Source organism: Streptomyces bugieae, assembly GCF_036352915.1.
Classification (GTDB): Bacteria; Actinomycetota; Actinomycetes; order Streptomycetales; family Streptomycetaceae; genus Streptomyces; species Streptomyces endophytica.
In genome coordinates, this window is sequence record NZ_JAZBJP010000003.1 from 36,820 (window position 1) to 49,669 (window position 12,850).

Annotated in this window: 11 protein-coding genes; 10 read left to right on the forward strand and 1 reads right to left on the reverse strand. The window is 74.1% G+C overall.

Annotated features, from left to right (window positions below):
• Positions 1-97: 97 nt before the first annotated feature.
• The 10 genes from V2J85_RS10320 to V2J85_RS10365 all read left to right on the forward strand — a co-directional run bounded on the left by V2J85_RS10320 (position 98) and on the right by V2J85_RS10365 (position 12,127).
• Positions 98-4,342, forward strand: a complete 4,245-nt coding sequence (locus tag V2J85_RS10320; protein ID WP_330821443.1) for a bifunctional nitrate reductase/sulfite reductase flavoprotein subunit alpha — start codon at positions 98-100, stop codon at positions 4,340-4,342.
• Between the two features lie 165 nt (positions 4,343-4,507).
• A complete protein-coding gene (locus V2J85_RS10325; RefSeq protein WP_261952777.1) occupies positions 4,508-4,693 on the forward strand; it encodes a hypothetical protein in 186 nt (61 codons plus the stop codon).
• A gap of 61 nt (positions 4,694-4,754) precedes the next feature.
• Complete coding sequence (locus V2J85_RS10330) at positions 4,755-5,720, forward strand: LLM class F420-dependent oxidoreductase (RefSeq protein WP_330821444.1); 966 nt, start codon at positions 4,755-4,757, stop codon at positions 5,718-5,720.
• Positions 5,721-5,762: 42 nt separating this feature from the next.
• On the forward strand, positions 5,763-8,174 hold the full coding sequence (locus tag V2J85_RS10335) for a phosphoketolase family protein (protein ID WP_261952775.1): 2,412 nt from the start codon (positions 5,763-5,765) through the stop codon (positions 8,172-8,174).
• A 122-nt stretch (positions 8,175-8,296) separates the two neighbouring features.
• A complete protein-coding gene (locus V2J85_RS10340) occupies positions 8,297-8,473 on the forward strand; it encodes a hypothetical protein (RefSeq protein WP_261952774.1) in 177 nt (58 codons plus the stop codon).
• Complete coding sequence (locus V2J85_RS10345) at positions 8,470-8,964, forward strand: monovalent cation/H+ antiporter complex subunit F (RefSeq protein WP_330821445.1); 495 nt, start codon at positions 8,470-8,472, stop codon at positions 8,962-8,964. The genes V2J85_RS10340 and V2J85_RS10345 overlap by 4 nt, the downstream gene beginning before the upstream one ends.
• Positions 8,954-9,223 (forward strand): hydrogenase subunit MbhD domain-containing protein, encoded by a 270-nt coding sequence (locus tag V2J85_RS10350; RefSeq protein ID WP_261952772.1) that lies wholly within the window; start codon positions 8,954-8,956, stop codon positions 9,221-9,223. The genes V2J85_RS10345 and V2J85_RS10350 overlap by 11 nt, the downstream gene beginning before the upstream one ends.
• Positions 9,220-9,972, forward strand: coding sequence for an MnhB domain-containing protein (locus V2J85_RS10355; protein ID WP_330821446.1), 753 nt, complete (start codon positions 9,220-9,222; stop codon positions 9,970-9,972). The genes V2J85_RS10350 and V2J85_RS10355 overlap by 4 nt, the downstream gene beginning before the upstream one ends.
• A complete protein-coding gene (locus tag V2J85_RS10360) occupies positions 9,969-10,316 on the forward strand; it encodes a sodium:proton antiporter (RefSeq protein ID WP_261952770.1) in 348 nt (115 codons plus the stop codon). Before V2J85_RS10355 ends, V2J85_RS10360 begins: the two co-directional genes overlap by 4 nt.
• Positions 10,313-12,127 carry a complex I subunit 5 family protein gene (locus V2J85_RS10365; protein WP_261952769.1) on the forward strand — a complete coding sequence of 605 codons (1,815 nt, stop codon included), beginning with the start codon at positions 10,313-10,315 and terminating at the stop codon, positions 12,125-12,127. The genes V2J85_RS10360 and V2J85_RS10365 overlap by 4 nt, the downstream gene beginning before the upstream one ends.
• A gap of 43 nt (positions 12,128-12,170) precedes the next feature.
• Here the strand turns inward: V2J85_RS10365 and V2J85_RS10370 are convergent, their stop codons facing one another.
• A complete protein-coding gene (locus V2J85_RS10370) occupies positions 12,171-12,827 on the reverse strand; it encodes an HhH-GDP family DNA glycosylase (protein WP_330821447.1) in 657 nt (218 codons plus the stop codon).
• Between the last annotated feature and the right edge of the window lie 23 nt (positions 12,828-12,850).

Here is a 12,850-nt window from a genome sequence, read left to right on the forward strand (position 1 = left end):
GGTCGCCGTAACGACGGATGATCGCCACGTGTGACACGTGGTTAACGGGCCCTCCGTAGGGTCGGTGCCCAGCTTCCGACCACGAAGGGGACCGTCCGTGACCGCAGCGGAAACACCGGCAGAGCGCCTCACGCAGGTGCGCACGGCGTGCCAGTACTGCGGTGTCGGCTGCGGGATCGTGCTGGAGGTCGCGACGGACGGGGACGGCCGGCGGACCGTGCGCCGGGCGAGTGGGGACAAGGCCCATCCGGCGAACCACGGCCGGCTCTGCACCAAGGGCGCGACCAGCGCCGAACTGCTCACCGCGCCCGGCCGGCTGACCGGCGCCCTGGTCCGCGGCGACCGGGGCGACGAGGCGGTGCCCACCGCCATGGACACCGCGATCAAGCAGACCGCCGCCCGGCTGCGCGAGATCGTCGACGCGCACGGCCCGGACGCCCTCGCGCTCTACGTCTCGGGGCAGATGACGCTGGAGGCGCAGTACCTGGCGAACAAGCTCGCCAAGGGGTTCATCCGCACCACCCACATCGAGTCCAACTCCCGGCTGTGCATGGCCAGTGCGGGCAGCGGCTACAAGCTGTCGCTGGGCGCGGACGGCCCGCCCGGATCCTACGAGGACCTCGACCGCGCCGACGTCTTCCTCGTCATCGGCTCCAACATGGCCGACTGCCATCCGGTCCTCTTCCTGCGGCTGCTGGAACGGGTCAAGGCCGGCGCCAAGCTGATCGTGGTCGATCCCCGGCGTACCGCCACCGCGGCCAAGGCCGACCTCTTCCTGCAGATCGCGCCCGGCACGGACCTGGCGCTGCTGAACGGGCTGCTGCACCTGCTGGTGGAGAACGGTGACCTCGACGAGGAGTTCATCGAGGGGCACACCGAGGGGTGGGAGGCGATGCCCGCCTTCCTCCAGGACTACCCGCCCGCGAAGGTCGCCGAGATCACCGGGATCCCGGAGGCGGAGCTGCGCCGGGCCGCCGAGTGGATCGGCGCGGCGGGCGAGTGGACCAGCTGCTGGACGATGGGGCTGAACCAGAGCACCCACGGCACCTGGAACACCAACGCGCTGATCAACCTGCACCTGGCCACCGGCGCGATCTGCCGCCCGGGCAGCGGCCCGTTCTCGCTGACCGGCCAGCCCAACGCGATGGGCGGCCGGGAGATGGGCTACATGGGCCCGGGGCTGCCCGGTCAGCGGTCGGCGCTGGTCGCCGAGGACCGCGCGTTCACCGAGGAGCTGTGGGGGCTGGCACCGGGGACGCTGCGGGCGGACGACGGCGGCCAGGGCACCGTCGAGATGTTCCGGCGGATGGCGGACGGGGACATCAGGGCCTGCTGGATCATCTGCACCAACCCGGTCGCCTCGGTCGCCAACCGCCGCACCGTCATCGAGGGCCTGGAGGCCGCGGAGTTCGTCGTGGCGCAGGACGCCTTCGCGGAGACCGAGACCACCGCGTACGCCGATGTGGTGCTGCCGGCCGCCATGTGGTCCGAGTCCGAGGGCGTGATGGTCAATTCGGAGCGCAATCTGACGCTGGTGGGCCGGGCCGCCGACCCGCCCGGCGACGCCTGGCCGGACTGGCGGATCATCGCGCGGATCGCCTGCGAGATGGGCTATGCGGATGCCTTCTCCTACGACAGCGCGGAGGAGATATTCGAGGAGCTCAAGCGGGCGGGCAACCCGCGGACCGGGTACGACCTGAGCGGGGTGAGCTATCCGCGGCTGCGCGAGACGCCCGTGCAGTGGCCGAGCGCGGCCGCCGACGGGCCGGACCGCAACCCGGTGCGCTATCTGAACGACGGGGCCGGCCGGGAGCCGGTCGTACGGCCGGACGGCAGCCGCCCCCGGCTGGTCTTCCCCACGGCCAGCGGGCGGGCCGCGTTCTTCGCCCGTCCGCATCTGCCGGCCGCCGAGCTGCCCGACGACGACTTCCCGTACCTGCTCAACACCGGCCGGCTGCCGCACCAGTGGCACACCCTGACCAAGACCGGCAAGGTCGCCAAGCTGGGCAAGCTGAACCCGGGGCCGTTCGTGGAGCTCCATCCGCAGGACGCCGAGCGGCTCGGCGTCGAGGAGGGCGATGCGCTGGAGGTCGCCTCGCGGCGCGGGCGGGCGGTGCTGCCGGCCGTGGTGACCGACCGGGTGCGGCCGGGGAACTGCTTCGCCCCGTTCCACTGGAACGACCTGTTCGGCGAGTACCTCAGCGTCAACGCCGTGACCCATGACGCGGTCGACCCGGTCTCCTTCCAGCCCGAGTTCAAGGCGTGTGCGGTCGCGCTGACCAGGGTGCCGGGAGGCGCCGGCCGCCCGGAGAGCGCGGCGCTCCCGGGCGCGGCGGAGCGGCCGGACGCGGAGACGGGCGGCCCGGCGGACCGGACGGGGGACGGTCCGGCGGGCGGTCCGGGAGGGGGCGGGGCGTCGGGCGCGGTGGCGGTCCTGACCGACCTCTTCCGGCTGACCGACCCCGCCCCGCCGGCCCTGGCCGAGCACGAGCGACGCTATCTGTCCGGCTTCCTCACCGGGCTGGCGTCCCGCCCGTCCGGCGGTACGCCGGTGCTGCCCGCCCAGGCGCCGTTCGGCGCGGACACCGCGCTGTGGGTGAACGGCGTGCTGGCCGGGATGTTCTCGCGGGCGGAGGACGAGCGGACCGGGACGGCGGCGCAGGGCGACCCGGCCGACGCGACTGACGGATCGTCAAGTTCCGTTGCCCGTACGGTGATCGTGCTGTGGGCCTCGCAGACCGGCAACGCGGAGGAGGTCGCCGCGGACGCCGCCCGCCGGCTCAAGGGCAGCGGACGGGAGGCGACGCTGGTGAGCATGGCCGACAGCACCCCGGCCACCCTGCCGCGCACCGCGGACCTGCTCATCGTGACCAGCACCTTCGGCGACGGCGAGGCCCCCGACAACGGCTCCGGCTTCTGGGACACGCTCAACGCGCCGGACACCCCGCGACTGGAGGGCCTGCGCTACTCGGTCCTGGCGCTGGGCGACTCCTCGTACGACGACTTCTGCGGTCACGGGCGGCGGCTGGACGCCCGGCTGGCGGAGCTGGGTGCGGTCCGGCTGGCGCCGCGCACGGACTGCGAGCCGGACTACGCGCAGCCGGCCGGGCAGTGGCTCGACCAGGTGCTGCGGGCGCTGGAGGAGGGCGGAACGGCGGAGCCGGTGGCCGACGGGCACACCGCGGCGCCGCCGGCCGCCGCCACCCCCTCCGCCCCCGCCAAGGACCCGACCGTCACCGCCCGGCTCGTCGGCAACGATCTGCTCAGCCGGGACGGCGCCACCAAGGAGGTGCGCCGGTTCACCTTCGACACCCGGGACGCCGACGGGGTGCCGCTGGCGTACGAGGCCGGTGACGCGCTCGGGGTGCAGCCGCTGAACTGCCCGGAGCTGGTCACCGAGTGGCTGGATCTGACCGGTCTGGACCCGGCGGCTCCGGTCGACCTCGACGGGGCGGGCACGGTGCCGTTCGGCGAGGCGCTGCACCGCTGCCTCGACATCACCCGGATCACCCCCGCGCTGCTCCGGCTGGCCGCCGAACAGACGGGGGACCGGACGCTCAGGAAACTGCTGCGGCCCGGCAACAAGGGCGAGCTGGACCGGTGGGCCTGGAGCCGGCAGGCCGTCGACGTGGTGGCCGAGCACCGGGTGCGGGCGGACGCGCAGGAATGGGCCGCGCTCCTCCCCCGCCTGCGGCCGCGGCTGTACTCCATATCGTCGAGCCCGCTGACCGATCCCGCGCTCCTCCGGCTGACGGTCTCCGTGGTGCGCTACGAGAACCGGCAGGGCCGCCCGCGCAAGGGCGTGGCCTCCGCGTTCCTGGCGGATGCCGAGCCCGGCAGCCCGGTGGAGATCTTCGTGCGGCGCAGCGCGCACTTCCGGCCACCGGCCGACCCGGCCACGCCGATGGTGATGGTCGGGCCCGGCACCGGCGTCGCGCCCTTCCTCGGCTTCCTCGACGAGCGGCGGGCCCGTGGCCACCGCGCCCCCAACTGGCTGTTCTTCGGCGAGCAGCGCCGCGCCACGGACTTCTACTACGAGGAGGAGCTCGGCCGGCTGCACCACGACGGGCTGCTCACCCGGCTGGACACCGCCTTCTCCCGCGATCAGCGCGCCAAGGTCTACGTCCAGGACCGGATGCGCGAACACGGCGCCCAGCTGTGGTCCTGGCTGCAGGACGGTGCGCACTTCTACGTGTGCGGCGACGCCTCGCGGATGGCCAAGGACGTCGACCGCGCGCTCCGCGAGATCGCGGTGGCCCACGGCGGCCTGACCGAGGAGGCCGCCACCGGGTACGTCAAACAGCTCGCGGCCGAGAAGCGGTACGTGCGGGACGTGTACTGACGGCCGGGCCGCCCCACCCGGAAGGCCGAGCCCCGCACGGCCCCGCGTTCCCCCTCCCCCTCCCTCCCCCTTTCACCTTTCTCCCTTTTCCCTGCGGACGAGGTTTCCGCCCCGAACGGGCCGAGTACCCGCATGGGACGCAGGATGGAGAGGAAGGAGAGCGCCATGACCGTTTTGAGCACTGAGCCCGAGCCGAAGGGTCCGGGGCCCGTACCGAGCGAACCGGAGCCGCTGCCGCGCGACCCGGTGCCGGCCGAGCCGGCACCCGAGCCGGAGGAGCCGGGCACCGCGCCCGCCGAGCCGCCCGGGGCGGAGCCGGGAGAGCATCCCGCGCCCGAGCCGCCCGACTGAGGCGGCCACCTTGGTCCCGCCCCGGTTGCCGGCCCCGTTTCGCCACAGCAAGGTGTGTTGAATGGTGCACATCGGATACACGATGATGACCGAACAGGCGGGCCCGCGGGCCCTGGTCGGTCATGTCGTCGGCGCCGAACGCGCCGGCTTCGACTTCTCGGTGACCTCCGACCACTACTTCCCGTGGCTGGACTCGCAGGGCCACGCCCCGTACGCCTGGAGCGTGCTGGGCGCCGCGGCGCAGGCCACCAGCCGCATCCCGCTGATGACCTACGTGACCTGTCCGACGACCCGCTACCACCCCGCGGTCGTCGCCCAGAAGGCCGCGACCATGCAGCTGCTCTCCGGCGGCCGGTTCCGGCTGGGGCTGGGCTCCGGCGAGAACCTCAACGAGCACGTGGTGGGCGCCGGCTGGCCGGCCTCACCCGTACGGCTGGACAAGCTGGCCGAGGCGATCGAGATCATCCGCAGGCTCTTCGGCGGCGGTGAGGTCACCCACCACGGCACCCACTTCGACGTGGTGCACGCCCGGCTGTGGGACCTGCCCGACGAGCCGCCGCCGATCGGGGTGGCCGTCTCGGGCGAACGCTCCTGTGAGATCGCCGGCCGGCTGGGCGACCTGGTCATCGCCACCGAGCCCGAGGCCGAGCTGCTGACGTCCTTCGACCGGCACGGCGGCACCGGCAAACCCCGGGTCGGCCAGCTGCCGGTCTGCTACGACCCCGACCGCGACGCGGCCGTCGCCCGGGCGCACGACCAGTTCCGCTGGATGCTGGGCGGCTGGCAGGTCAACTCCGAACTGCCGGGGCCGAAGGGCTTCGCCTGGGCCACCCGGTACGTCACGCCCGAGGACGTCGCGGAGGCCATTCCGTGCGGCGACGACGTGGGCCGGTTCGTCGAGGCGGTGCGCCCGTACGTGGACGCGGGCTTCACCGAGGTCGCGCTGGTGCAGATCGGCGGCGGCCACCAGGAGCCGTTCCTGGACTGGGCGGAGACCAAGCTGCTGCCCGCGCTGCGGAACCTGTGAGCCCCACCGTCCGTCGCACACCACCATCGTGAGGAGCTGAGAATGTCCGACGCGCACGCCCCGGCAGCGCCCGGAACGGGGGAGTCGGCGGCACCGGGGCCGCTGGACGCCGCGGAGCTGCGCGCGCTGGACGCGCACTGGCGGGCCGCCAACTACCTGTCCGTCGGGCAGATCTACCTGATGGCGAACCCGCTGCTGGAAGCGCCGCTGCGCCCCGAGCACATCAAGCCCCGGCTGCTGGGCCACTGGGGCACCTCCCCCGGATTGAACCTGGTGCACACCCATCTGAACCGGGTCATCAAGGCCCGCGACCTGGACGCGCTGTGCGTCTGGGGGCCGGGCCACGGCGGTCCCGCCGTGGTGGCCAACTCCTGGCTGGACGGCACCTATGCGGAGACCTATCCCGACGTCACCCGGGACGGCGAGGGCATGTCCCGGCTGTTCCGCCAGTTCTCGTTCCCCGGCGGGATCCCCAGCCATGTCGCCCCGGAGACGCCGGGGTCGATCCACGAGGGCGGTGAGCTGGGCTACTCCCTCACCCATGCCTACGGCGCGGCCTTCGACAACCCCGGCCTGCTGGTCGCCTGCGTCGTCGGCGACGGCGAGGCGGAGACCGGCCCGCTCGCCGCGTCCTGGCACGCCACCAAGTTCCTCGACCCGGTGCACGACGGTGCCGTCCTGCCGATCCTGCACCTCAACGGCTACAAGATCGCCAACCCCGCGGTGCTGGCCCGGCTCCCCGAGGAGGAGCTGGACGCGCTGCTGCGCGGCTACGGACACGAGCCGGTGCACGTCACCGGTGACGACCCGACGGCGGTGCACCAGGCGCTGGCCGCCGCCCTGGACCGCTGCCTGGACCGGATCTCCGACATCCAGCGCCGGGCCCGCCACGACGGCCTCACCGACCGCCCGCGCTGGCCGATGATCGTGCTGCGCACGCCCAAGGGCTGGACCGGCCCGCACGAGGTCGACGGGAAGCCGGTCGAGAACACCTGGCGCTCCCACCAGGTCCCGCTGGCCGGCGTCCGCGACAACCCCGGCCACCTGCGGCAGCTGGAGGACTGGCTGCGCTCGTACCGGCCCCAGGAGCTCTTCGACCCGCAGGGCCGGCCCACCGCGGAGGTGCTGGCCTGCGTCCCGGAAGGGCCGCGCCGGCTGGGCGCCACACCGCACGCCAACGGCGGACTGCTGCTGCGGGACCTGCCGGTGCCGCCGCTGGAGCGGTACGCCGTCGAGGTCGACAAGCGCGGCACCGCGCTGCACGAGCCGACCCGGATCCTGGGCGGTCTGCTGTCCGGCATCATGGCGGCCACCGCCGAGCGCCGGGACTTCCGGGTGGTGGGCCCGGACGAGACCGCCTCCAACCGGCTGGAGGCGCTCTACGAGGTCACCGGCAAGGCCTGGCAGGCCGAGACGCTGGACACCGACGAGCACCTCGCCCGCGACGGCCGGGTCATGGAGGTGCTCTCCGAGCACCTGTGCCAGGGCTGGCTGGAGGGCTATCTGCTCACCGGGCGGCACGGCCTGTTCTCCAGCTACGAGGCGTTCGCGCACATCGTCGACTCGATGGTCAACCAGCACATCAAGTGGCTGCGGACGTCCCGCCGGCTGCCCTGGCGGCGCCCGATCGCCTCGCTGAACTACCTGCTCACCTCGCACGTCTGGCGCCAGGACCACAACGGCTTCTCGCACCAGGACCCCGGATTCGTCGACCACATCCTCAACAAGAGCCCCGAGGTGGTCCGGGTCTACCTGCCGCCGGACGCCAACACCCTGCTGTCGGTGGCCGACCACGCGCTGCGCAGCCGGGACTACGTCAACGTGATCGTGGCCGGCAAGCAGCCCAGCTTCGACTGGCTCTCCCTCGACGAGGCCAACGCGCACTGCGCCCGCGGCGCCGGCGCCTGGGAGTGGGCCGGCACCGAGGACGGCAGCCGCGAGCCGGACGTGGTGCTGGCCTGCGCGGGCGACGTCCCCACCCTGGAGACGCTGGCCGCCGCCGACCTGCTGCGCCGTCATCTGCCCGAGCTGGCCGTGCGGGTGGTCAACGTCGTCGACATGGCCCGGCTGCTGCCGGCGGGGGCCCATCCGCACGGCATGGCGGACGCCGAGTACGACGCGCTGTTCACCCGCGACAGGCCGGTGATCTTCGCGTACCACGGCTACCCGTGGCTGATCCACCGGCTCGGCTACCGCCGGGCCGGCCATCCCCACCTGCACGTCCGCGGCTACAAGGAGGAGGGCACCACCACCACGCCCTTCGACATGGTCGTCCGCAACGACCTCGACCGCTACCGGCTGGTGATGGACGTCGTCGACCGGGTGCCCGGCCTCGGCGTCCGCGCGGTCGCGCTGCGCCAGGCGATGGCGGACGTCCGCACCCGCCACCACGCCTGGATCCGGGAGCACGGCACGGATCTGCCCGAGGTCGCCGACTGGACCTGGTCCGGCTGACCGGCCGCCCGCTCGCGCCGCGCGCCCCGACGGAGTAGTGCGCGGCGCGGTGACGGGGCGGCCACGTCGTCGCATGTGAGCCTGAGGCCCGGGTACCCGGTCGGCAGGGAGGTGGGTGGCGGATGGTGCGAGCGCTGACGGCCGGGGGTGAACTCCTCGGCTGGTGGGCCGCGTTGACCCTGCTGTGGATCGTGCTGATCGGTCCCGTCGACACCCTGGAGTGGGTGGTCGGTGCGGGCGCCGGACTGCTCGCCGCCGCGGCGGCCCGCGGGGCCCGGCGTGCGGTCGGCGACCGGTGAACGGGTGGACCGCCGCGGGCACCGCGCTGCTGCTGTGCGGCTTCGCGCCGGCCGCCTGCGGCGTGGCCACCGGGCGGGCGAGCCGGCGGGTGCCCGCGCAGAACGTCGCGACCACGCTCCTCAGCCTGGTCTTCCTGCTGCTGGCGCAGGGCTTCGCCCGTCCGGCCTATGTCGACACCGCGCTGGTGCTCTCGGTGCTGGGCCCGGCCGGGACGCTGCTCTTCGTGCGGCTGCTCGCCGACCAGTTGGCGGACCATCCGCCCGGGGAGCGCCGGCTGCGGGTCCTGACGGTGGGGAACTACGTCGCGGTGGCCGCGGTGGTGCTGCCGCTCAGCGCCGCCGCCGGGCCCGGCCGGGCGATGGTGAAGCTCCTGATCATCGGGGTGCTGCTGGCGCTGGGGTCCTGGGTGGCGACCCGGGCCGTGCACGCCGCGGCGGCCATGGGGCACGGGCGCGGCGCACCCGCGGAGGGGATGTCCGGTGACCGGTGAACTGCCGGTGCTGCTGGGCCTGCTGCTGGTGGCCGCCGCGGGGACCGGGGCCGTCCTGGTGCGCGATCCCGTCCGCCAGTCGTTCGTGCTGTCCCTGCTCGGGCTGTCGCTGGCCGCCCTCTTCCTGCTGCTGCAGGCGCCCGACGTGGCGCTCTCCCAGCTCGCGGTCGGCTCGGCGCTGACGCCGCTGATGGTGCTGCTGTCCGTGCGCAAGGTGCGCCGCAAGGCCCGCAGCGAGCGCCGGGAGGAGCGGGAATGACCATGCGGCTGCGGATGTGGGTGCTGGCCCTGGGCGGGCTGGGCGTGGCGGTGCTGTACGTCCTGGCCTGCCTCGACCTGCCGTCGTTCGGCGGCCACCGGCACCCCTACGGCGACCGGGCGGTGCGCGCCGCGCTCGCCCGGCACACCGCCAACACCATCTCCTCGGTCAACTTCGACCAGCGGGCCCTGGACACCCTCGGCGAGGAGTCCATCCTCTTCGGTTCGGTCCTGGGCACCGTCGTCCTGCTGCGGCAGACCCGGGACGAGGACCGGCAGCAGCCGGAGCCGGCCCGGGTCGCGCCGTCGGTGCGCCGCTACGCGCTGTTCGCCCTGCCGGTCACCCTGCTGATCGGGCTGTACATCGTCGCGCACGGCCAGCTCAGCCCCGGCGGCGGTTTCCAGGGCGGGGTGGTGGTGGCGACCTCGCTGCACCTGCTGTACATCGCGGTGGACTACCGGGCGCTGGAACGGATCCGGCCGCTCGGGCTGTACGAGGTGGCGGACGCCGCGGGCGAGGCGGCCTACGTCCTGGTGGGCGCGGCGGCGCTGCCGGCGGGCTGGGCGTTCCTGGGCAACTTCCTGCCCTACGGCACCTTCAACACCCTCGCCTCGGGCGGCACCGTCCCGCTGCTCAACGCCGCCATCGGCGTGGAGGTCGCCGCCGGGGTGGTGGTGCTGCTGGCCCGGTTCCTGGACCAGGCGGTGGAGATCGTGAGTACGGACGAGGAGGCGGAGGACCGGGCATGAGCGCAGCGCCGTACGTGGTCGCGGGCTGGCTGTTCCTGATGGGCTGTTACGGGCTGGCGACCAGCCGCAACCTCATCCACGCGGTGGGCTGCCTGGCGGTCTGCCAGTCGTCGACCTACGTCCTGCTGCTGGCCGTCGGCTACCGCTCCGGCGGCACCGCGCCGGTGTTCTCCGACATCGCCCCGGGCTCGCGCCCGGTCGTCGATCCGATCGTCCAGGCGCTCACGCTGACCGACATCGTCATCGGCGCGACCGTGACCGCGCTGCTGCTCTCCCTGGTCATCCAGGTCGCCAAACGCCACCGCACGGTGGACCCGGACGAGCTGTCGGAGCTGCGGGGGTGAGCGTCGCACAGACCCTGCCGCTGATCGTGATCACCCCGATGTTCGGTGCGGCGCTGCTGGTGGGGGCGGGCCGGCGGCTGCCCCGGTTCGCCGCCGAGACGCTGGGCTGCCTGTTCGCCGCCGGTGCCGCGGTGCTCGCCCTGCTCGCGCTGGCGGCCACCGGGTCGTCGGCCGGGCAGCCCGCCGAGTGGGTGGGCGGCTGGCGGCCGCACAACGGGGTGAGCGTGGGCATCGTGCTGGTCGGCGACCGGACCGGCCTGGGGCTCGCCACCCTGGTCTCCCTGCTGGTGCTGGCGGCGCTCGCGTACGCCTGGCGGTACTTCGCCGAGCCGCCGCGCCGGCACGCCGGTTCGTTCCCCGCGCTGGTGCTGCTCTTCCAGGCGGGCATGTGCGGATTCACGCTCACCGGCGACCTCTTCAACGCCTTCGTGTTCTTCGAGCTGATGGGCGTGGTCGCGTACGCGCTGACCGGCTACCGGGTGGAGGAGGCGCGGGCCGTCCAGGGCGCCCTGGTCTTCGGCGTCGTCAACTCCCTCGGCGGCTACACCACGTTGCTGGGCATCGGCCTGCTCTACGCGCACACGGGCGAGCTGGGCTTCGCACAGATCGGCAACGCGCTCGCCGGATCGCCCGGCACCCCGGACGCGCTGCTGATCGCCGGCTTCACCCTGGTCGTGACCGGGCTGCTGGTCAAGGCGGCGGCGGTGCCGTTCCACTTCTGGCTGGCCGACGCCCATGCGGTGGCCCCGACACCGGTGTGCATGCTGATGTCGGGCGTGATGGTCGAGCTGGGGCTGTACGGCGCGGCCCGGGTGTACTGGACGGTGTTCGCCGGTCCGGGCGGGATGCCGGCTGCCGACGCCCACCGGGCGCTGCTGGCCCTGGGGGTGCTGACCGCCGTCCTGGGCACGCTGATGTGCTGGCAGCAGCGCCACCTCAAGCGGCTGCTCGCGTACTCCACGGTGGCGCACGCCGGGCTGTTCCTGATGGGTCTCGCGGTGCTCAGCCCGGCGGGGGTCGGCGGGGTCGCGGTGTACGTCCTGGGGCATGCCGGGGTGAAGGCGGCGCTGTTCGCGTGCGTGGGCATCCTGCTGGACCGGTTCGCCAGCGTCGACGAGCACCAGTTGCACGGCCGGGGGCGCGAACTGCCGTGGGTGGGCGCGCTGTTCGGGGCCGGCGGGCTGGCGCTGGCCGGGCTGCCGCCGTTCGGCACCGCGCTGGGCAAGGCGGTCACCGAGGAGGCCGTGGGCGGCTGGGCGACCGCGCTGTTCGTGCTGGTGTCGGCGGTCACCGGCGGCGCGGTGCTGCGGGCCGGGGCCCGGGTGTTCCTCGGGCTGGGCACCCGGCCGGCCGACGCCGGTCGGCACCCGGCCGACGAGACGGCCGGTGAGGAGGAGCCGGAGACCCGGGGCGGTCCGCTCTCCCGGATCCCGGACACCATGCTCACCGTGCCGGCGGTACTGCTCGCCGCGGCCCTGGCGGTGGGGCTGGTCCCCGGGCTGCGGACCGGCATCGGACAGGCCGCGGACGCCTTCACCGACCACGCCGGCTATCTCGCGGCGGTGCTGCACGGCCGGGCGGCGGAGCCGGTGCCCACTCCCCCGCCGCACTGGACCGCCTCCGGGGTGCTGTGGGGCCTGGTGGCCACCGCACTGGCCGCGGGGCTCGCGCTGTGGACCGTACGGCGGCCGGTGCGCGACGATGTGGCCCGCTGGACCGTTCCGCTGCGCCGTATGCACTCCGGTCACGTCGGCGACTACATCGCCTGGTTCCTGGCGGGCGTGACCCTGCTGGGAGCCCTGATCGCCTGACGGCCGGCGGCGGTTGCCGGTCGCCGGGGGGCTCCCGGCCTCCTCAGCCGTCCGCCGCCGCGCGCACGTCGTCCACCACGGACTTGTCCAGCGCGGCCCGCACCAGCGCCGAGGCGAACGCCGCCAGTTCGTCCCTCCCCACCAGCCGCGCCAGCTCGCGGCCGTCCCCCGGGAGGCCCAGCCGCCCGGCCCCCTGGACGGCCTTGCCGTCCACGCAGGGGGCGAGTTCGGGCCAGACGCCCTGCACCTCGCGCAGGAAGATGTCGCAGCCCGCGGGCCCGAGGCCGGGCACCTTGCGCAGCGCGGTACGCAGCGCGCCCGCGTCGCCGTCCGCCGCGTCCCGCATCCGCCGCAGATCCCCGCCGTACTCGTTCAGCAGCAGCTGGGCGGCGTCCCCGAGCTGGGTGGCGGTCCGCTCGTCGTAGCGCCGGTAGCCGCCCTCCCCCAGCGCGTCGACCCGCTGCTGCCAGGTCGCGTCCGCCATCCGCCGCGGCGTGCGCAGACCCGCCTCGAACAGCGCAACGGCGGACGCCACCGCCACGGAGGCGCGGATCCGGGCGCTGAGCAGATGGGCCAGCACCAGTACCTGGTAGAGCGGCTGCGGGGTGTTGCGCAGCCGGATGCCGCTCTCCTCGGCGTAGGTGGTGCCGTGCCGCTCCAGCAGCGTGCGGGCAACGGCCCGGTCGGATGGTCCGCCCATGGCCGGCTCCTCGGTCGTCGGGT